Source organism: Methanobrevibacter sp., from assembly GCF_051877095.1.
GTDB lineage: Archaea > Methanobacteriota > Methanobacteria > Methanobacteriales > Methanobacteriaceae > Methanocatella.
This window is the reverse complement of record NZ_JBJEIO010000001.1, coordinates 102,665-124,313: the sequence shown is the minus strand read 5'-3', so window position 1 is coordinate 124,313 and position 21,649 is coordinate 102,665. Positions and strand designations below refer to the sequence as shown.

Annotated in this window: 21 protein-coding genes; 10 read left to right on the top strand and 11 right to left on the bottom strand. The window is 29.9% G+C overall.

The window, feature by feature from the left end:
• Nucleotide 1 precedes the first annotated feature (1 nt).
• From ACI389_RS00620 to ade, 4 genes are all read left to right on the top strand, one after another.
• Nucleotides 2-928: a double zinc ribbon domain-containing protein gene (locus ACI389_RS00620; RefSeq protein ID WP_439779628.1), complete on the top strand. Its 927-nt coding sequence runs from the start codon at nt 2-4 to the stop codon at nt 926-928.
• Nucleotides 929-934: 6 nt separating this feature from the next.
• Nucleotides 935-1,660 carry a zinc ribbon domain-containing protein gene (locus ACI389_RS00615; protein WP_439779627.1) on the top strand — a complete coding sequence of 242 codons (726 nt, stop codon included), beginning with the start codon at nt 935-937 and terminating at the stop codon, nt 1,658-1,660.
• Nucleotides 1,661-1,753: 93 nt separating this feature from the next.
• The gene (locus ACI389_RS00610) at nt 1,754-2,974 is read left to right on the top strand and encodes an ornithine cyclodeaminase (RefSeq protein WP_439779626.1); all 1,221 of its coding nucleotides are present in this window, start codon (nt 1,754-1,756) and stop codon (nt 2,972-2,974) included.
• A gap of 4 nt (nt 2,975-2,978) precedes the next feature.
• The gene (gene ade, locus ACI389_RS00605) at nt 2,979-4,694 is read left to right on the top strand and encodes an adenine deaminase (RefSeq protein ID WP_439779625.1); all 1,716 of its coding nucleotides are present in this window, start codon (nt 2,979-2,981) and stop codon (nt 4,692-4,694) included.
• Here ade and ACI389_RS00600 read toward each other — a convergent pair.
• A complete protein-coding gene (locus tag ACI389_RS00600) occupies nt 4,691-5,317 on the bottom strand; it encodes a DUF447 domain-containing protein (protein ID WP_439779624.1) in 627 nt (208 codons plus the stop codon). The genes ade and ACI389_RS00600 overlap by 4 nt on opposite strands.
• An 88-nt stretch (nt 5,318-5,405) precedes the next feature.
• Here ACI389_RS00600 and ACI389_RS00595 point away from each other — a divergent pair, with 88 nt between their 5' ends.
• Complete coding sequence (locus tag ACI389_RS00595; protein WP_439779623.1) at nt 5,406-6,416, top strand: SIS domain-containing protein; 1,011 nt, start codon at nt 5,406-5,408, stop codon at nt 6,414-6,416.
• Between the two features lie 36 nt (nt 6,417-6,452).
• On the opposite strand, the gene ACI389_RS00590 is transcribed toward ACI389_RS00595, so the two are convergent.
• The 4 genes from ACI389_RS00590 to ACI389_RS00575 form a co-directional block, all read right to left on the bottom strand.
• Entirely contained in the window at nt 6,453-7,013 is a 561-nt protein-coding gene (locus ACI389_RS00590) for an Hsp20/alpha crystallin family protein (protein WP_439779622.1), read from the bottom strand.
• A gap of 107 nt (nt 7,014-7,120) precedes the next feature.
• On the bottom strand, nt 7,121-8,152 hold the full coding sequence (locus ACI389_RS00585; protein ID WP_439779621.1) for an NOG1 family protein: 1,032 nt from the start codon (nt 8,150-8,152) through the stop codon (nt 7,121-7,123).
• An 8-nt stretch (nt 8,153-8,160) separates the two neighbouring features.
• Nucleotides 8,161-8,718: a TIGR00296 family protein gene (locus ACI389_RS00580; RefSeq protein ID WP_439779620.1), complete on the bottom strand. Its 558-nt coding sequence runs from the start codon at nt 8,716-8,718 to the stop codon at nt 8,161-8,163.
• Nucleotides 8,718-10,088, bottom strand: a complete 1,371-nt coding sequence (locus ACI389_RS00575; RefSeq protein ID WP_439779619.1) for a TldD/PmbA family protein — start codon at nt 10,086-10,088, stop codon at nt 8,718-8,720. The genes ACI389_RS00580 and ACI389_RS00575 overlap by 1 nt, the downstream gene beginning before the upstream one ends.
• A gap of 130 nt (nt 10,089-10,218) precedes the next feature.
• Between ACI389_RS00575 and ACI389_RS00570 the strand changes: the two genes are divergently transcribed.
• Nucleotides 10,219-11,424: a GMC family oxidoreductase N-terminal domain-containing protein gene (locus ACI389_RS00570; protein ID WP_439779618.1), complete on the top strand. Its 1,206-nt coding sequence runs from the start codon at nt 10,219-10,221 to the stop codon at nt 11,422-11,424.
• A gap of 4 nt (nt 11,425-11,428) precedes the next feature.
• On the opposite strand, the gene pyrI is transcribed toward ACI389_RS00570, so the two are convergent.
• The 5 genes from pyrI to hisA are packed head-to-tail and all read right to left on the bottom strand — an operon-like array spanning nt 11,429 to nt 14,660.
• Complete coding sequence (pyrI, locus tag ACI389_RS00565) at nt 11,429-11,905, bottom strand: aspartate carbamoyltransferase regulatory subunit (protein ID WP_439779617.1); 477 nt, start codon at nt 11,903-11,905, stop codon at nt 11,429-11,431.
• A 5-nt stretch (nt 11,906-11,910) separates the two neighbouring features.
• Complete coding sequence (locus ACI389_RS00560; RefSeq protein WP_439779616.1) at nt 11,911-12,405, bottom strand: flavodoxin family protein; 495 nt, start codon at nt 12,403-12,405, stop codon at nt 11,911-11,913.
• A gap of 21 nt (nt 12,406-12,426) precedes the next feature.
• Entirely contained in the window at nt 12,427-13,449 is a 1,023-nt protein-coding gene (gene argC, locus ACI389_RS00555; RefSeq protein ID WP_439779615.1) for an N-acetyl-gamma-glutamyl-phosphate reductase, read from the bottom strand.
• Nucleotides 13,450-13,467: 18 nt separating this feature from the next.
• Complete coding sequence (locus ACI389_RS00550) at nt 13,468-13,908, bottom strand: adenylyltransferase/cytidyltransferase family protein (protein WP_439779727.1); 441 nt, start codon at nt 13,906-13,908, stop codon at nt 13,468-13,470.
• Nucleotides 13,909-13,916: 8 nt separating this feature from the next.
• Nucleotides 13,917-14,660, bottom strand: coding sequence for a 1-(5-phosphoribosyl)-5-[(5-phosphoribosylamino)methylideneamino]imidazole-4-carboxamide isomerase (gene hisA / locus ACI389_RS00545; RefSeq protein ID WP_439779614.1), 744 nt, complete (start codon nt 14,658-14,660; stop codon nt 13,917-13,919).
• A gap of 122 nt (nt 14,661-14,782) precedes the next feature.
• On the opposite strand from hisA, the gene ACI389_RS00540 reads away from it, so the two are divergent.
• Both ACI389_RS00540 and ACI389_RS00535 read left to right on the top strand, forming a co-directional pair.
• On the top strand, nt 14,783-15,487 hold the full coding sequence (locus ACI389_RS00540) for an ABC transporter ATP-binding protein (protein ID WP_439779613.1): 705 nt from the start codon (nt 14,783-14,785) through the stop codon (nt 15,485-15,487).
• 174 nt (nt 15,488-15,661) lie between these two features.
• Complete coding sequence (locus ACI389_RS00535) at nt 15,662-17,920, top strand: ABC transporter permease (RefSeq protein WP_439779612.1); 2,259 nt, start codon at nt 15,662-15,664, stop codon at nt 17,918-17,920.
• A 37-nt stretch (nt 17,921-17,957) separates the two neighbouring features.
• Here the strand turns inward: ACI389_RS00535 and ACI389_RS00530 are convergent, their stop codons facing one another.
• A complete protein-coding gene (locus ACI389_RS00530; RefSeq protein ID WP_439779611.1) occupies nt 17,958-18,674 on the bottom strand; it encodes a DUF4012 domain-containing protein in 717 nt (238 codons plus the stop codon).
• A gap of 242 nt (nt 18,675-18,916) precedes the next feature.
• Here ACI389_RS00530 and ACI389_RS00525 point away from each other — a divergent pair, with 242 nt between their 5' ends.
• Together ACI389_RS00525 and ACI389_RS00520 are read left to right on the top strand one after the other, a co-directional pair.
• Nucleotides 18,917-19,288 (top strand): ArsR/SmtB family transcription factor, encoded by a 372-nt coding sequence (locus tag ACI389_RS00525; RefSeq protein WP_439779610.1) that lies wholly within the window; start codon nt 18,917-18,919, stop codon nt 19,286-19,288.
• 18 nt (nt 19,289-19,306) lie between these two features.
• Nucleotides 19,307-21,571, top strand: coding sequence for a heavy metal translocating P-type ATPase (locus ACI389_RS00520; protein WP_439779609.1), 2,265 nt, complete (start codon nt 19,307-19,309; stop codon nt 21,569-21,571).
• Nucleotides 21,572-21,649: the final 78 nt, after the last annotated feature.

Genomic DNA, 21,649 nt, shown 5'->3' with positions numbered 1-21,649 from the left:
TATGGTTAAATGTCAAAATTGTGGGGTAGAAGTCGAATCAGATTTCTGTTTCAACTGTGGTGAAAAAGTAGGAAAATTTGATGGAACTTTAGATGCTTGCCCAAAATGTGGAACTAAAAATGATAGAAATACAACATTTTGTCGTGAATGTGGTTATAAATTAGAAAATGGTGCTTCTGTTTCTTTCAAACAACAAGAATGGAATGCTAGGCGTGATGAAGTTCTTGCAAGATATGATAAACTAGCTGAAGAATTCGGAATTAAAGAGGAAGATTATTTTTTAACTAGTGTAAAACGCTTTAATATGTTAGAAAAATCCTCTAGTAAACATAAAACTATTAATAAATATATTGGAGGTTTCAATCCGGATAATTACATTGGTAATGAAACAATGATTGATGGATTTTTCTTAATTAAAGAAAATAAATTTGTTTTTATGGAAATTGATAACCGTGATTGGCAAAAAGTTAATGCTGGAATAAATAATTTTTATTTTGATAAAATTGTATCAATGAGAATTACTAAAAGATTAGGTGATGAAAGTAGATATGAAGATATCACTAAAAGAGCTTGGACATCTCCTCATGATATCAGAAAAGACATTGAAAATAAAATCCAATCTCTTAAAGCAACAAGATTTAAAGATATGATTGCAAATAATGATAGTGCAGATATGTTTGATAGATTATTAATAAAATTAGTTGATAATACTTCTTATGAAATTAGACTTCCTAGTTTTGAATTTGGTCAAAACTTAGTTGATTTATATGAATCTTTAAAAGATAAACCACAAACTGTTTTTGTTCAAAATCAAGCTTTAAATCCTTCTAAAACTCAACAATTAAAAGAATTCCAAGAATTACTTGAATCTGGTGTAATTACTCAAAATGAATTTGATAAATTTAAACAAGATTTATTATTTGGATGATGATTTATGGTTAAATGCAATAATTGTGGTATTAATGTTTCAGATGATTTGGAAAATTGTCCAAATTGTGGAAATAATCTTGTTAATATTGATGAAACCCAAATTTCATCGTTGGATATTGATATAAAATGTGAAAATTGCGGATTAGATTTACATGAAAATGTTTTGTTTTGCCCAACATGTGGATCTAAGGTAAGTTTTCCAAAAAAAATAATTCAAACAAAAACATGTCCAAATTGTGGAACTGGAATAGGAGATGATGTTGAGTTTTGCCCAGAATGTGGAATTAATATTCGTACTGGTGTGAAAACAAAACATAAATCTCTTTCTAACTCTTCTGAGAATAAAATTAATTTGGAAAATATTATAAAACCATCTATAATGGCTTTGATTGTATCAGTAATTCTATCTTTAATTGGATTATTGATTGGGTTTTCATGGTTTTCATTTATAATTGCTATTATTTTAACTGTAGGATTTCTTGCAGGAACTATTGATAATGAAGTTAATGCAATGGTATTCGGTTTATTTGTTGGATTGATATTGGGTATTTTAGAAAATTCATTAGTTGAATTTATTTATGGCATATTTGTTGCAAGATTTTATGAGAGTTTTATTGGTGGTCATTTAATTATTTTAGTGATTTTAGGAGTTATTGTAGCTTATATCTCAAACACGTTTTTAAAAGAGACTATTGGAAGTATTATCACTAAATTCAAAGTCATGCTTTAATCTTTTTTCTTTTTTTTTAAAATCATAACCATACCATTAAATATTACTAAATCTAAATTTATTATATTAACTAAAAAAATGGAGCATATTGTTATGAATAAAAGAACTATTGAGCTTTCAGGCCATATTATTGATTCATTGACTTTAACTAAAACAATGGGCATAATTATGGATAAGGGCGGAGAATTTGACATATTGGAAATTGATGTTGGACGTAAAAAATCAGATGTAAGTTATGTAAAAATTGAAGTCTCAGCAGATTCTCCCGAATTATTGGAATCTATATTAGATGAATTATCTGTACTTGGTGCATCAATTGATGAAATTAAAGAAGTTAATCTTGTTGCATCCATTAAAGATAAAGTTGCTCCTGAAGGTTTTTATTCATCATCTAATCATGCAACTCATATTTTCTATGATGGGGATTGGATTCCTGTTGAGAAAATTGAAATGGACTGTTCAGTTGTTGTTGATGAAGATGAAAAACGTGCTTTTGTAAAACCTATTGCTGATATTAAGGCAGGAGATAAGATTGTCGTTGGTCTTGATGGGGTTAAAGTTACTCCTCCACACAGATCAAGAGATGAACAACAAGTATTTGAATTCATGAACAGTGAAGTATCTTCTGAAAAACCTTTAATGAACTTGATTAATGGTATTGCAGATGAAATGAAAGAAATCAAGGCTAAAGGTGGAAAAATAGGTATTGTAGGAGGACCTGCTATTGTACATACAGGTTCAGGTAAATATTTAGCAGCACTTGTAAAAGAAGGATATATTGATGTTATAATGGCAGGTAATGCACTTGCAACTCATGATATCGAATCTAACTTATACGGTACTTCTTTAGGTATTGAAGTTGAAACTGGTAAAATTGTAGCTCATGGTCACACTCACCACATGAGGGCAATTAACAAAATTAATAATTCCGGTTCAATTAAAAATGCAGTTGAAGACGGAACATTGACTGGTGGGATCATGTATGAATGTATTAAAAATGATGTTCCATATGTTCTTGCAGGTTCAATTCGTGATGATGGTCCTCTTCCAGATGTTATAACTGATACTGCAGAGTCACAAAAGTTAATGAGACATTATGCTCAGGAAGTTGATATGGTGATTATGATTGCAACAATGCTTCATTCAATTGCAACTGGTAATCTTCTTCCTTCCAGGGTAAAAAGTATCTGTGTGGATATTAATCCATCTACAGTTACTAAATTATCTGATAGGGGAAGTGCTCAAGTTGTCGGTATTGTAACTGATATTGGAACATTTTTACCACTTCTTTATAATGCATTACATAGGGAATAAAAAAATGAAATTCACTAGTTATATTCTTGATGTGGTTGCTGATTCAGTATATCCTGCAAGAATTACTATTGCTGATGGTGTTTTTAAAGAAATTAAACCAATATATGTTAGTGAAGAAACTAAAATTGATGTCGAGGGTATATTGCTTCCGGGATTTATTGATTCACATATCCATATTGAAAGCACTATGCTTACTCCTGCTCAATTTGCAAAAATTGTTGTAATGCATGGAACCACTTCTGTTGTTTGTGATCCTCATGAAATAGCTAATGTTTGTGGAATTGAGGGTATTGAATTCATGATTGAAAATGCAAACGGTGTTCCATTTAATTTCTATTTTTCCGCTCCTTCCTGTGTTCCAGCCACTTCATTTGAAACATCAGGTGCTGTTTTAGATTCTGAGGATATTGAATTTTTATTAAAAAAGGATGAAGTTGTGGCATTGGGTGAAATGATGAATTTCCCTGGCGTTATTAGTGGTGATGAGGAAGTCTTAAAGAAATTGGAAGTAGCTAGAAAATACAAAAAACCGATTGATGGTCATGCACCATTACTTTTAGGTAAAGAATTGAATAAATACTTAGGGCAAGGTATAGTAACTGACCATGAATGTAGTAGTTTCACTGAAGCTATTGAAAAAAAGCAGAAAGGTATGAAAATAATGGTTCGTGATGGATCTTCTGCTAAAAATATGGAAGCTCTTTTTGATTTTTCACAACGTATGGAATACTTAAGAAATCAAGATGGCTTTGGCATGATACCTGCGGAAGTTTTAGAAAGAAAAATTCATTCACCGATTTTTGATTTTATTGTAAGTGATGATAAACACCCTAATGATTTAATCAAAGGGCATTTGAATAAATCTGTTAAAAAAGCAGTTGAATTAGGTATTGATATTGTAGAAGCTATTAAAATGGTTACAATAAATCCTGCTGCGCATTATGGTTTGCAAACAGGTTCAATTGTAACTGGTGCAAAAGCAGATTTTGTTGTAATAGATAATTTAGATGATTTTAATATTTTAAAAACATATGTTGCAGGTGAATGTGTTTTTGATGGTGAAAACGTTTTATTTGATGCTCCGGAAGTCAATACAGAAAATTCAATCAAAACAAATAAAAAGTCATTTGATGACTTTGAAATTTACTTTGATGGAGATGAATGTGAAGTTAATGTAATTGAATGTTATAATGGTGAATTAATAACAACTAAATCTAGTGCAAATTTAGAAATTATAAATGGGGTAGTAAAGTCTAATATCCATGAAGATATATTAAAAATATCTGTTGTAGAACGATATGGTGGAAATAAGGTAAGTAATGCTTTTATTAAAGGATTTGGTCTTAAAAAAGGAGCTATTGCATCATCAGTAGCACATGATTCTCATAATATTATTGTTGTTGGGCATGACTCAAAAATGATGGCAAAAGCGGTAAATACTATAATTGAAAATAAAGGGGGATTTGCAATAGCAAGTGAAGACGTTAGTGAATCTTTATCACTTCCTATTGCGGGGCTTATGAGTAATGATGATGCATTTGATGTAGCAAGTAAATTAGATACTCTGCATAAAATGTCCTATTCATTAGGATGTAAACTTGATTCTCCGTTTATGACAATGGCATTTATGGCATTATTAGTTATTCCATCTCTTAAAATTTCTGATTTAGGATTATTTGATGGAGATTCATTTGATTTTATCGATGTTATTAAAAATTAAGGTTCATAACCTTTTTTTATTAATTCTTTTTTTATTTCACCCATGGCTTTTATATCTTCTCTGCGACCTACTTTTGCTACCACGCGATTTGCTTCTTTAAATCTTTTAAGATATTCTTCTTTTTTATCTTTTTCAACTATGTCAAAACGACTTAAATTAGCTAATGATTCAATAACATAACTAAATGCACGATTCATTGTTTTAGTAGGTTTTTTTATTATTAATTCGGTGACTTTTGATTTAATAACCATAGCAGCACTACTGTTTCTAATTGGATCGCTTTGTGTTACTGCTTCTTTTAGACTAATTACTTCACATTTAAAATATGCTTCTACACCTTTTAGAGAGTTATCTTCATTAAAATAATCTTGAGGTAAATTTCCAATAGTTGATAATGTAAATAATTCTGGATTATGAGTAATATTTACAACAAATTCTCCTTGTGAAATAATGTTTTCTAGTGTGTGACTCCCTTTGAAAATACGATTTAAAATTTTGTCTTCACCAGCATAAATCACGCCAATTGGTGCTGCATTTTTGATATTTTCATAATTATTTGTTGTAACAATTGTTTCGTATTGCCTTCCTTTTTCCATTCCAATTAAAGATAATTCTATTTCCATGTTATCATTCAAAGTTTTATTAAAAAACATTTTTATATATTAATAAACAATATATTAATAATATTATTTATTTTTAAGGTGTTTAAACATGAACTATAAAATGTATGATGAAATGATGGAGCAACCAGAATCACTCAGTAAAACTTTTGAATCTGAGTTATCTAAGATGGAAGAAGTTTCCAAATTAGTTTCTTATGTTGATAAAGTATATTTAATTGGTTGTGGTAGTTCAATTTCAACTTGTTATAGTGTACGTGATGCAATTCGCATGTCTAGTACTAATATTAATATAGAAGTGTTTACTGGTTATGAATTTTATTATAATAAAAAATTAGTTGAAAATGAGAGTTCCATTGCAATATTTACATCTCAATCAGGTGAAACCGCAGATACATTAGCATCTCTTAGAAGATGTAATGATTTTGGAATTCATACAGTATCAGTTTCAAATGAACCTGAAAGTTCTATGACTAAAGAAGCCATTACTTCAATTATTACTAGATGTGAAACTGAAACTGCAATTTTAGGTACTAAAACTTACATTACTCAATTAGCATGTCTTTATCAAATTTTATTCACAGCTAGTGATTATGAAAATAAGACAGAATTATTAGCACAGTTACATGACATGCCTGAAATTATAAAGGAATTATTAGAATCAACTGAAGAGGAAAATAAACATTTAGCTCAGGAATTTAAAGATGAAGATATTTTCTATTGTTTAGGTAGTGGCCCTAACTTTGGTCTTGCATATAAATTAGCAATGACTATGCTTATGGAAGGGGCAGTTAAGCATGCTTGTCCAGTATACTCTGCTGAATTTAGACATGGTTTAATTGAGCGTGCTGAAAAAGATGTTCCAGCTATATTTTTAAGATCAGGTCTTGAATCTGATGAAATTACAGATAAAGCTATTGAATTTTCTAAAAATTTAGAATTAAAATATATCACCTATGATTTAGATGATTATGAGAAATTAGATAAGTTATTATCTCCATTTATATTGGTAATTCCATTAGAATGGTTTATCTATTATTTAGCACATTTTAATGGTGAAGATCCAGGTGAAACAAGACACATTGGTAAAGTTAGATATTAATTTTTTTTAAAATAAAAAAAGAGATGAATGTAGAAGTTATTCTACATTTACTTTATGTTTTGGTATGATTAATTTTGGAAGGGTTATTTTAACGATTCCATTTGTGAATTTTGCAGTAACTTTTTCAAGGTCAATACTATTAGAAAATCTTACAGTTTTAACACATTTACCAGATTTGATAGCAGAAGAAATTAATTCAGCTTCATCTTCTTCATCAAATTCTTCAATGTAAGGTTTGAATGTGGTTTCAATAGTGATATCATTGTCACCTGCTTCAATTGAAATTTCTTCTTTTTTAACACCTGGAACTGCTGCTTTGATGAAATATGCGTCTTTGGTTTCTACAAAATCGATGTCAATATTTTGAACGGTTGATTTTTTGTATTCTGTGTATCTTTCATCAGCAGTTTTTTGCATGTTTTTAATAGCATCTTTGAATTCATCAACACTTTTGTATAAATCGGTAATCACATTATCTGCAATGTTTTTTCCTTTTTCTTTTCTTTCATTGATTTTTTCTTTTGTTTCTTCTTTTTTTGCATCGAATTTTTCTTTTTTTTCACTAAATTCTACATCAATTGTTTCAGTGTTTGTCATATTTCGCACGCTCCTTTATCAAGTTTTATGCCACGAGTGTGTAATAGTTATTTTTTGTTAGTATATAAATTTAACTATTAATTACTTAAAGTTACTAAAAGTTTACCTTAATAATATTCATCTTCATCAGTAGGTTCTTCTTCAGGTATGCGGTCTATTTTCTTAATTGTATCTATTTTAGCATTAATTTTCTCTATACCTTCACCTTCTATTGCAGATATGAAAATTGAACTTTTTTCATCATCAATATATTCTTTAAGGTATTCTGCATCTTCAATTAAATCCATCTTATTAAACAAATAAATCACGGGAATTTCTGAAAAAATCTTTTCAATTTGTTTTAAAAGATTGAATTGATTGTCTAGGTGGAATCCACAGGTCTCAGAAGCATCAAAAATAAATAATATTGCATCAGCTAAGTGTTCTAATGCAACAATAGCATTCATTTCAATATCATTCATTTCTAATACGGGTCTGTCAAGTAATCCTGGAGTGTCAATGATTTGTATACTTTTCCAGTGTCTTTCAGTATGTCCAATCTGTATACCTTTTGTTGTAAATGGATAATTTGCAACTTGAGGATCGGCTCCTGTGATTTGTCTAAGTAATGTTGATTTACCTACATTTGGAAAACCAGCAATAACAATTGTGGTTGCATCAAAATCAATTGTTGGCATATTCCTTAAGTTTTGTTTTGCAAAGTCTAGGAAATCTAAATCTTTTTTGATTTTGTTTACAACAGAAGCAATTCTCCCATAAGCTTGTTTTTGAATAGCTGTTGCTCTCTCAGAAGGATTTTTTCTAATTTTTGAACCGTATTCCTTTTCAAGTTGGGTTATGATACCATATGCCCAGTTAAGAGCACCTAATGCTTGTTTCATATCATCTACACCAACGGTAATATCAATATAATCTTGATAAAATGGATGCAAGTTTTCAATTTCTGGAACTGAATCCAAAATGGATTTTAATTTGTCTTTAATAACTTGACATGATGTTACTACTCTTCTTTCTTCAATTCTTTTACCTTTTAAGTGTTTAGGTATTTTTTGACCTCTCAATAAGTCTGCCTGTTTTTTACCTCTACTAAATCCTTTATCAAGTAATTCTTGAGGGGTAGGTATTGTTGGAATCATCATTTTAATCACTATTTAAATATTTGTCCTTGGAATTTATAGACATCACAGCTTTCATCCATCCAGCTATCTGCACTAATTCCTGCTTTGATACATGTGTGTTCTAAAAAGTTTTCAACGTTAAATTTGTTTTCAGTTGCTACTTGTGGCAATAATAAACCTCTTGAATATCCTTTTTGAATAATTAATCCGTCTTTACCAATTTCAATTTCATCAAAGTATTGACTATAATGTGCTACTGGAATTATTTCAGGTTTTGTAAGCACAGTTACTTCTAAATCAATGTTTTCTAATTCATCCAATGTAACTTGAGGAAATCTTGGATCATTAACTGCTGCTGCAATGGCTACATCAATTGTAGCTTCAATTGCGCTCATAATTGGTTCAGCGTATCCAATACAACCTCTTAAATTGTTATTTTTATTTAATGTTACAAAGACGCCTAGTTTTTCATCTAATTCAATGGGGTAATTTTCGTCTTTTGTTATTTTTTCACCAGTTTCTAAATATTGCTTGATAGCATTTTTAGCTAGTTTAACTAAGTATTCTCCGGATTTATCACTAATCATTATCCCATTCCTCCAACTAGTGCATTTAGAATTCTTGTATGGGGTCCACCATCACCTACAGGTGTTGTTTGACCATCTTTTCCACAAAATCCTACGCTTAGTTTAAAGTCATTTCCAATTGCATCAATGTTTTTTAATGTTTCTAAGATGTTACCGGATAGTGAAACATCTCTTAGAGGTGTTGAAATTTCGCCATCTTTAATTAAGTAACCTTCAGCAGCATTAAATTGGAATATTCCTTTACCAGTATCTACTTGACCTCCTCTTGAGCCTTTAAGATAAATTCCATCAGGAATATCTTCAATTAATTCTTCAAAAGTGTTATCTCCTGGTTGTAAGTAAGTATTACTCATTCTTACAATTGGTTGGTCTGCAATTGATGATCTTGCATTTCCAGAAGATTTCATATTTAATTTAGATGCAGTTTCTCTTGAATTTAAAAGTGAAACTAATTTTCCATCTTTAACTAATTGATTTGGTGAAGTTTTTACACCTTCAACATCATATGGGTAATATCCAAATCCTTCTTTTAGACTTGCATCATCAAAGATATTAACGATATCTGATGCAATTTGACTACCTATTTTATCTTTAAGGATAGAATCATTTTGTAAGATTAAATCACCTTCAACAGCATGACCTAATGCTTCATGGACTAAAACACCTGTTAATTCTGGATCTGCTATTACTGGGAAGTTTCCAGAAGGTGCAGGACTTGCATCAAGTAATCTAACAGCTTTTTCTCCAATAGTTCTTCCGAATTCTTCAATATCATTGTCAGCTATTACTTCAAATCCTTTAACTCCTCCAAGACTACCATGTCCAAACTGAATGATTTCACCATTTGTTGCAGATGCATTTAAAGCCATTCTTACTCTGCTAGTTTTTACTTGAATTTCACTACCTTCACTGTTCATAAATAATTCATTAGCTTCACTGTCTCCATAACTTACGGTGGTACTATTAACTTTATCGATACATGCAGCATCATTTGCTTGTTTCATAATGTCTTTTTTTTCTTCAATAGAAATATCCTTAAATGGAATTTTAACATCAATAGCTATTTTATCTTTAATAATGTCTGTTTCACTTAACTTGACATCTCCTTTTAGTGAATTTGAAAATTTAATAGCTGTATTTGTTATTTCGTCTATTTTGGATAAATCTGTAGTATATGCAAAACCCCATGCTCCATTATTTAACACTCTTACTCTTGCAGCTAAGCTCATTCCAGTGTTAATTTCGTCTACATCACCATCTTTCATTAATATTGAAGTATTATTTCCAATTCCTGCTCGGATATCAATGTAGTCTATTTGAGAATTTGTTTTTGCAATAACTTTTTCGAATAAATCAATATATTCTTCCATTTTATCACTCAAAAGATTAATCATTATTAATTATGAATTACATATTAAATAAAAGTTTTTTATATTATAAAATATAATATTAACAATTGTTATTTTATAAATTAAATTATAATAAATATGTGGTGATAGTATGATTGTTATTGTAGGAACGGGGGCTGGTGGAGGAATTTTAGCCCGAGAACTTGTAAAAGAAGGGTTTGATGTCACTATTTTAGAAAAAGGACCATATATTCATTCAAAAGATGCATTTAATTATTATGATAAATATTCAGATGATGTTGATTTATTAACTACCACTTGCATTGGTGGTGCAACAATTGTATCTATGGCTAATATGGTAAGAGCACTTGATGAGGAATTATTAGATTATAATATTGATTTATCTGATGCATATGATTATGTTGAGGATTTAATTAATGTACATCCTCTTGATGATTCTCATATTGGTAAAGGTACTCAAGCATTTTTGGATGCAGGTTATGAACTTGGTCTTCAAACCATGAAAATGCCAAAAGCAGTTAGGGAAGAAGAGTGTATTCAATGTGGAAAATGTGCATTTGGTTGTCCGGTTGATGCTAAATTTTCTGGAAAAGATTTTGTTGATGAAGCAGTAGAATATGGAGCAACATTGATTTGTGAAGCTGATGTTAAGGAAGTAATAAGTGAAAATGGTGTTGTATTTGGTGTGAAATATATTAAAGAAGGTAATGAAGAAATTATAAAAGCAGATAAAGTGATATTATCTGCAGGAGCTATTGGATCAACTTTAATTCTAAGAAAATCTGGAATTTCTAAAGCAGGGCATGAAATATTCTTTGATCCATTTGTAAGTGTTGGAGGATACTTAAAAGATATTAATTTCAATACTGAGGTGCAAATGGCAGGTCTTATTATTGGTAAGAATTTTGTTTTATCTCCTCATTATTCTTCTTATATTCCAAAAAATATTGATGATGACTCATTAACAGAAGAAGATATCTTGAGTATAATGGTAAAAACTCCAGATGAAGGTAAAGGTTATGTTACTGATGATGGTGATGTTGTTAAAATTAATTCTATTCAAGATGTAAGATATTTGGCTGAGGGAACTGCTGCTGCAGGTTTTGTTTTAGAACGCGCTGGTGTTGATCCAAATACAATTATCTCAACAGTATATAGAGGTGCACATCCTGGTGGAACTGCAAAAATTGGTGTTGTAGTAAATAGTAATTTAGAAACAGAAATTGGAAATTTATTTGTTTGTGATGCAAGTGTATTGCCAATATCTCCTGGAAAACCACCAATATTAACAATACTTGCATTATCTAAAAGATTAGCAGATCATTTAAAAAAATAGAAGATTATTCAAATTGCTTATAAATATCTTCTGTTTTTATTAATTTTTCACAATAATGACATCTAACTACTGGAGGATTTTCACTAAGAACATTGAATATTGGAATTATTGGTTCGTTTTCATAGTTAGTAATGCATTTTGGATTTGTACATTTAATGATTGATTTAATCTTTTTAGGTAGTACAATCTTATTTTTTTTAATATTTTTATAATCTCTAATGATATTAATTGTAGCTTTTGGTGCAATTAAAGCAACTTGATTAAGTTCTTCATGATCTAATTCTCTATTTTCAATTTTTAAAATATCTTTTCTACCCATCTCTTTAGATGGTACATTCATAGCTACAGTGATATTTTCTGTTTCATTGTCTGGAAGGCCTAAAATTTTAAGAATATGTAATGTTTTATTAGCTGTAATATGGTCAATAACAGTACCATTTTCGATTGCTTTAATTTTTAATTCAGATTTATTGTTAATCATTTAATCTACCTTGTATACATTTTTAAATCTTTTATTTCAACAATTGTTTCTGTGTCTCTGATTAATATTTCAGAAGGTTTATCTTTAGTAGCAATAGTGAAACTTTCAATTACTCTTGCTCCACGCATTTTTACTTTTTCTTCAAGTCTTTTAATATTTGCTTCCCCATGACTGTTATCCATTGTAGCAAATAATATAACATCTTTTCCAGTTAAATTGCACCTATCTATTATTGTTAAAATTGCAGGAGTTGGATTTCCAGACCATGTTGGTGTTCCAAATATAATTGTATCATAATCAGTCAAATCAACTTTTGCAGGAGTAATATCTGTTTTACTTTCTCTAAATGCACTAATTGATGCAAGAAATTTATTTTTAAATCCTTTACGACTTTTCAAATCTTTGATTTTTAATACATTTGCATTTATTTTTTTTGCTAAAGTATGAGCTACTAATTCAGTTTTCCCACTTAATGAATAATAAATTATTAATGTAGCCATATTTTCCCTCCTTATGTTTATTCAAGGATGAAGACCTAAATGCTTCAATCCTAATTGTTCTTCAATGCCAAGAATAATATTCATATTTTGAATAGCTTGACCAGATGCACCTTTAACAAGGTTATCAATACATGATAACATCACAAGTCTACCAGTATCATCTATTTCAAATCCACCAATATTTACAAAGTTAGAACCTCTAACTGAGCTTAAATGTGGAATTTCTCCTTCATCCATAAGTTTAATGAAATATTCATCCCCATATTCTTTTTCATATAATTCTCTTATTTCATCAGGAGTAATGTCTAAATGTTCTTCTTTTAAGAAACTGTGACTTGTAGTTTGAATTCCTCTATTTACAGGTACTAAATGTGGTGTAAATGAAACTTTAACATCATCAAATCCATGTAATTCTTGTTTAATTTCTGATGAATGTCTATGTGCAGAAATTTTATATGGATTTACATTATCTGCAATATTAGGGTAATGTGTAACTCCAGAAGGGTTTACACCTGCACCACTAACTCCAGTTTTTGAGTCAATGACAATTCTTTCAACCAAATTATTTTTAACAAGAGGATATGATGATAAAATCGCACCAGTAGGGAAACATCCTGGATTTGCTATCAAATCAGACTTTTTAATTTCATCTCGGTATAATTCAGGAAGTCCAAATGCTCCTTTATTTTCTTTATCAGTATGTTCCATTCCATACCATTTTTCATAAACTGCAGTATCACGGTATCTGTAGTCTCCACTTAAATCAACTACTTTAGTACCAGTTTCTAAAAGTTCTGGAACAATTTTCATTGATGCACCATGAGGAGTTGCAGTAAATACTACATCAGCATCTATGTCAGATGGTTTTTTATCTTTAAATATTAATCCTGTATCTCTAACATGAGGATGGGTCTTGTGAACTGGTTGTCCATCTAATTTTCTTGAGGTAATTTCAGTTACTTCAACTTCTGGATGTATACTTAGTATTCTTAAAAGCTCTCCTCCAGTATATCCACTTGCTCCTATAATTGCTACATTTTTCATTTTATAATCTCCTAATCACTATAATTTTCCAGTTTTATCATTAAACTCAGTATGTTTTATTCTTTTAATAATTTTGCATGTGCTATCGAGTTCTCCGAACATATAATCTTTAACACGCATTACTTTAGCTTTAATTCCTCTTTTATTTAATAATTCTTGTAATTTTTCAACGTCATGATCTTGATCGGAACCTATTGCGATAATGTCGGGTTTAATTTCTTCAACAATTTTAAACATGTCTCCATCATGTCCAAGATATGCTTCATCAACAGGTTTAAGACTTTTAATCATTTCTAATCTTTGTTCTTGAGGTATAATAGGTATCCGTTTTCTCTTTTCTACAGTAGAATCCCTAGCTATTACAACTGCAAGTATTGCATCTTTTCCTCCTAATTCTTTGGCTTTTTCAAGGAATAATGCATGCCCTGGATGTAGTATATCAAATGTTCCGGTCGCCATTACTTTCATTAAATTACCCTCTTTTGATATTTTAAAGCTTCAGTTAAATCAATTTTATTTTTATAAAGTGCTGAACCAATTACTATTCCTTCTACACAGCTTTCATTCAATTTTTTAATATCCTCTATTGTTGTGATTCCACCTGAATAAACAATAGGCATATCAACGGATTTTTTAAGTTTAATTACAGGATCTGTGTAAAATCCACCTAAAAGGCCTTCAACATCTACATTTGTAAATAAAATGCTTCCAGCCCCATGTTCTTTAAATTCAGATGAAAGTTCAACAGGACTTTTATCAATTTTTTCTTGCCATCCTTTTATGACTACTTTATTGTCTTTACTGTCAAGTGAAATCATTATTCTTTCACTCCCATATTCATCAGATAATTTAGTAATGGTTTCTGGGTGTTGAATGCCCATTGTTCCAATTATTAATCTTTCAATATCTAAGTCCAATAATTGACGAGCATAATCTAAGCTTCTAATCCCACCACCAAGTTGAATAGGGACACTAATTTCTTTTAAGATTTTCTTAATAATGTCAAAGCTAGCAACTCCATTTATTGTTCCATCTAAATCAATAACATGAATATTACGAGCTCCTAAATCTTCCCAATGTTTTGCAACAAGTTCAGGATTTTCTAATTCTACCATTTCACTTCCAGGTTCGCCTTGAACGAGTTGTACACATTTTCCATTCTTAATGTCAACTGCAGGCATTATTAACATTTCATCTTTTTTGAATGACATTTACAATTTTCCTGTAATATTATTATAATATAATTATATGTTTTTTTAATTAATAAATAAATATCATACTGGGTAATTTATTTAAGATATGTCAAGTAGATAAATAATTAGAAGGCATTTATATGGACACAATAATTGAATTTAAAAATGTTTGTAAGGAATATCGTTCTGGAGAACATGTCTTAAAGGCTATGAATGATGTTAGTTTTACAATTGGGGAAGGAGAGTTTGTTGTAATTCTTGGACCATCTGGAGCAGGTAAATCAACATTATTAAATCTTTTGGGTGGTTTAGATACTGTTACATCTGGTCAGATAATCGTTGATGGAAATCATGTAGAATCCTTTGATGATAATCAGCTAACAGAATACAGGGCTAAAAATGTTGGTTTTATCTTTCAGTTTTATAATTTAATTCCAAACTTAACAGCACTTGAAAATGTTGAATTAATGAGTGACATTGTTGATGTACATGTCAATGGATTAGATGTTTTGGATTCTGTTGGTCTTAAAAAGAATGCTAACCAATTTCCAGCACAATTATCTGGTGGAGAACAGCAAAGAGTATCTATTGCAAGGGCAATTGCTAAACAACCTACTATGCTTTTATGTGATGAGCCAACTGGTGCATTGGATTCAAATACTGGTGTTTTAATATTAAATTTACTTCAAAATATGAGTAATGATAAAAATACTACTGTTGTCATTGTTACTCACAATGCAATTTTGGCAGATTCTGCTGATAAAGTAATTAGAATTAAAAATGGGCAAATTGAAAGTATTGTCATTAATGAAAATCCCGAAAAAATTTCTGATTTGGAATGGTAATTATTTTCAATTTTTATTTAATTATTGATAAATAATCTAAATTATTATTTAAATGTAATTTTATACGATGAGTCTAATATATGTATTTTTAAATAATTATTCTTTCATTTAAAAGATATTCATACTATTTTTTTAATCTTTAAATTTAAATCCTATTTCATCTAATATTATATTATGTCATTATCTAAGAAGATGTTAAGAGATATAAAAATCAATAAAACTCAATTTATTGCAATTTTTCTCATGGCATTTTTAGGTATTTTCGCATATTGTGGAATATGTGGAGAATATTATGGATTAGAAGAAACAAGTGCTGATTTTTATAATGAAACTAATCTGGCTGATGGTTGGATTTATAAAAGTGGTTTTAGTAATACTGATTTGGATAAAATAAATAATTTCACAACACAGTCAGAAAGACAATCTGTAATATCTGCTGTTGGAGAATTTGACAATGATCCAGACATTACACTGCATTTTGTTGAAAGTAATGATATTTCTAAATTTTATCTCTCTGAGGGTGAGGAATTTGATATTAATGATGACTCTGGTGTTTGGTTGGACAAACGTTTTGCCGATGCTAAGGAATTAAATGTTGGAGATAATATTACTTTCAAATTCAATGGTAAGACTATTGAAAAGGAAATTAAAGGTATTGGGTATTCTCCAGAATATGTTTATATATCTTCAACTACATCAATCACTCCAAATTTTGAAGATGTGGGTTTCGCATATTTATCATATAAGGCTTTTCCAAGTGATATTCAGTATAATAGATTGCTTGTTAAATATAACCAATCAGATGACTCTTTTAAGGAGAAACTCGATGATTCAATTAAGTATTTGTCTTTTACAAAGCAGAAAGATCATGTTAGTGTAGCACAATTTAGTGAGGAAATGGCACAACATAAAATGATGGGTAATATATTCCCTATTCTTTTTATTTTAATTACCTTTTTGACATTATTAACAACAATGACAAGGATTGTAACATATCAAAGAACTCAGATTGGTATTCTAAAGGCAGTCGGTTTTAAGGATAGAACAATAATTTTACATTTTATATCTTATGGGTTTATTCCAGTTTTAGCAGGTTCTATTTTAGGACTTATTACAGGACCAATGGTTATCCCGCAGATGTTTTATCCAACGATGACTACTAGATATACATTGCCTTCATGGAATCCTGGTTTCGATATGAGTTTTGTTTATGTTGCAGCATTGCTTGTAATTTCTTCAGTTTTTGTTACCTATTTGACTTGTAGGCGCATTTCAAAAGAAAACCCTGCAAATACTATGAGGCCAAAAGCTCCAAATATATCTTCAAATAGTTTTTTTGAAAAATCAAAGTTATGGAATCGCTTGAGTTTTAATTTCCGTTGGAATTGGAGAGATACTAGAAGAAACAAATTTAGGGCATTAATGGCAATTATAGGAGTAATGGGATGTGTTGCATTATTAATAGCTGCTTTTGGTATGAATGATAGTATGAATGATTTAGAAACCTGGGAGTATGAGGATATTAATCATTTTGAATCAAAGTTATCTATTTCTAATAATCCATCTCAAATGGAATTGTATTATGTAATTAATGAGACTAATGGTAGCTTTATAATGCAGATGCCAATTGAAATTAAATCGAATAGTCATGAAAATACTGGAACGCTTTTAGTTTCAAATAATACTGATTTAATTTCTTACACGGATAATAATAAAAATCCAATTGAGATTAAGGAAGGAGAAGTTTCAATTTCAACTAAAATGGCTGAATATTTCAATTTGAGTATTGGTGATAAAATTAAATGGCATATTCTTGGAAGTGATGAGTGGGTTAAATCGGAAATTGGTCAAATTCATGCAGAACCTATTTCACAAGGTTTAATAATGTCTCCAGATACTTTAGAAGATGAAGGTTTGAATTTTACACCTACAAGTATTGTAACTTCTGAGAAATTCGGTGAAAATGTAGACTCAATTAAATCAGTGTCTACTATTGAAGAAATGGAAGAAAGTTGGAGTGATATGACTTCTTCGGTTATGATGATGGTTTATGTTGTAACTATTGTTGCAGCTCTTTTAGCTATTCTTGTTCTTTATAACTTAGGAATCCTATCATTTACTGAAATGGAAAGGGAAATCGCAACTTTAAAGGTTCTAGGATTTAAAACTAATTTCTTAAGGAGGTTGTTATTAACTCAAAACATTATTTTCACATCTATTGGTTTTGTTTTAGGAATTCCTATTGGATTTTATTTCATGACATTAATGATGGATGCTGCAGGAGAATCATTGTATTATGTTCCAACATTAACTTGGGGTAATATAATATTATCTGCTATAATAACATTTACAATATCAATTGCTGTTAATTTAATGTTTTCAGGTAAAATTAGAGAGTTGAATATGGTTGAAGCTTTAAAAGATGTAGAATAAATAAAAAAAGTTCTTTAAAGAAATTATTCTTTAAAGATTAAAGTAAAGTTTCAAATCCTTTGGTTGCAAGTAATTTTGTAAATGATCCTTGAGGTTCCATTACAATATTTCCATTGGAATATTCAGTTAATGCTGCTTGAACCATTGTACTTTTTTTAACAGGATCTTTAGCTGTGTTAGCAAGTGCTTTGGCAAGTACCATTACTGCATCGGATCTAGACATATTTCCAGGAACATTGTCATTTCCCGCATATCCATTATATGCATCATTTTGACGAATTATATCAGTTGCATTAAGGTCTGTTTCAACACCATCTATCTTAAGTGGCCTTATTGAATTAATAATGTTATCTATACCTTTATCATAAACAACAACTACTGCATCAGCATGCATTCCTGTACGAGATTCAACAATTTCTTTTGCGTTTTGCATACCTTCATCTAGTCCATTCCATAGACAATCGTGAAGCATCATTGAACCTCCCAGACCACCAGGTGCTGATTTTGTAGGGTGTGTCATTCCACCAGGATAAATTGGTGTATAGTTTTTAAGGGAACCATTTTCTAAACGGACCATAAATGCCATGTCCACACCACCATTTGGTTGTTCGTCTTTGTCAGATGCTAATACTAAGATATTCTTAGTTTCATGAGATAAGTCAGGAGTCATGAATAATGTACCTGCAATAAACAGTACCAATCCTAAAAGAATTACAAGAAGGATTGCAATAATTAGCTTTTTGCTTCTTTTCATTATTTCACTAACCTAAATTATTGAATATTTAAGTTTAAAAATAAACTCTGTAATTATTATGTTGTCTTAATTATATATATTTTAAGAATTATTGGATTTTTTCTATATTTTTTTGTTATTTTGAAATTTTATTTTAGAGATTATAGTTTATAGATTAATAATATATCATAATATCATGATATAAAAAGATTTAAATAGATAATCATATCATAATATGTAAATATATAATATATGTGATGACTATGGAAAATAATAATTTTAGAAATGAAGAGGATGTATGTGAAGTTTTTGATTCTCATGAAGATGTTGTAAATCGTGTAAAAGAACGTATACCTGATGAAAATAAATTTATTGAGCTATCTGAATTCTTTAAAATATTTGGAAATCCAACAAGACTAAAAATTATTTCCCTACTTAGTATTGAAGACTTATGTGTATGTGATATTTGTGAGATACTTGGTTTAAATCAGACCACTGTATCAAATCAATTAAGGATATTACGTGCTAATAATATTGTTAAATATCAAAAAGAAGGTAAAATGGTAAGATATTCACTCACAGATCTTCATATTGAAATGATTTATAAAGTAGGTTTAGAGCATATATTAGAATAACTTTAATTTGGTGGTAAAATGATGGAGAATAGATGTTATGATGCTGATTGTGGAGAGGAAATCTGTTACAATCCTAAGCATTACAATTATATCTGTTTTGATCCAGAATGTAATAAAATCCAGTGTAAAGATTCTAAACACTATGATAAACAATTATTAAGAGATTACCAGGAAAATACGGATTTAAGTATTTATGATCATAGAAAAGAAATGGATTATGATAAAGATGTTGAGATAAGTCTTTGTGCATGTCCTGATTGTGAGGATAATCATGAGCATGGTCATAGTCACGATCATGGGCATGAGCATGGACATCGACATGATGATGTTGATATGAGTATTTGTGGTTGTCCTGACTGTGAGGAGGATAATAGTGATAAAGAATTATTAACTGAAGGAAAACCTTTAATTACTAATAGGCCAATTCAAATCATTGTTGCAAGTGGAATATGTTTTGTAGCAGGTTATATTTTGGAATTATTGTCAATTAATTCAACATTAGTAACTTTAGTTTTCATGTTAGGTGCTTTGATTGCAGGTTATGAAATTGCTATTCTAGCTTATAAATCATTAGTCAAAAGACATACTGTTGGTCCTGCAATGCTTATGTGTGTGGCATGTGTCGCTTCATTTATTATAGGGCATCCTGAAGAAGGGGCTGCTGTAACATTATTATATTATATTGCAGAATTTTTGGAAGATTATGCAGAGCATCGTGCTAAACGTTCTATTAAATCTTTAGTTGAAATTGCTCCTGAAACTGCAAGGGTAAAAGTTGGTGAGTCTGAGGAACTTAGAAATGTTGTTGATGTAAATATTGGTGAAATTGTAATAGTAAAACCTGGGGATAAAGTTCCATTGGATGGTGAAGTAGTTTTAGGTTCTTCATCCATTAATCAAGCTTCCATTACTGGTGAAAGTGTACCTGTTTTTAAAGAAGTAGGTGATGAGGTATTTTCAGGTACTGTTAATGAAGATGGTTATTTGGAAGTTGTAGTGACTAAAAAAGCTAAAGATTCTGTTATTTCAAAAATTGTTACTCTAGTTAAGATGTCTCAACTTAACAGGTCTGAAACTGAAACATTAGTTGAAAAAATAGCTAAATATTACACTCCTATTATGATGATAGCAGCTATTTGTGTGGCATTAATACCTTCGGTTGTATTTGGTCAAAACTTAACTGATTGGGTTTATAAAGCACTTTCACTTCTGGTAATTTCATGTCCATGTGCATTTTTAATTTCAACACCTGTAGGTATGGTGTCTGCTATTACTTCAGCTACTAAAAATGGTGTCTTAATTAAGGGCAGTTCATATGTTGAAGAAATGCGTAATGTAAAAGCAGTTATCTTTGATAAAACTGGTACTTTAACAGAGGGAAAATTAATTTTAAGTGATGTTGAAGTTTTAGATGAAAACTTCTCAAAAGAAGATATTATTGGGATTGCAGCATCTTTGGAAAATCAGTCTTCCCATCCTATTGCAAAATCTATAGTAAACTATGCACAAATAAATGGTATTGCAATTAATGAGATTAATGATTTTAGAAATATCCCTGGAAAGGGAATTATAGCTAATATTGAAGGAGAACGGTATTATGCAGCTAATGAATCATTAATTGAGGGTAGTTTATTTGATGTTTCAAAAGATGAAATTAACAAATATTCTGCTGAAGGTAAGACAATCATATTTGTTGGAAATTCCAAGAAAGTTTTAGCAATTATTACAGTATCTGATAAAATCAGATCAAATGCCTCACAAGTGATTGCTGAGCTGAAAGAAGATGGTATAAGGACAGTAATGCTTACTGGAGATAATAAACTAGCTGCTAATAGTGTTGCATCTGAAATAGGAATTGATCATGTTTATTCTAACTTAATGCCTGAAGATAAGTTAAATATCTTAGATTCAATTAGAAATAAATTTGGAGATGTAGCTATGGTTGGAGATGGTATTAATGATGCACCAGCTCTAGCACGTGCAAATATTGGTGTTGCAATGGGTGCTGCTGGCTCTGATGTAGCTATTGAAACAGCAGATGTTGCATTGATGCAGGATGATATTTCAAAACTTCCATATTTGTTTTCTTTAAGCCACAAGACAATGGGAATTATTAAACAAAATATCACTGTAGCTATTGCAGTTAAGTTGTTATGTGTAGTGCTTGCAATTTTAGGTATTATTACATTGATGATGTCTGTTGGTTTTGGAGATTTAGGTTTAACAATGCTTGTTATTCTAAACTCCTTTAGAATTGGAATGGTAAAAGATCCACTATTCTAATTTTTTTTTTTTATTTTTATGTATTCTATCAAATGGTACTTATTTAATCATTAATCTAAAATTATTATTTTATGCTCT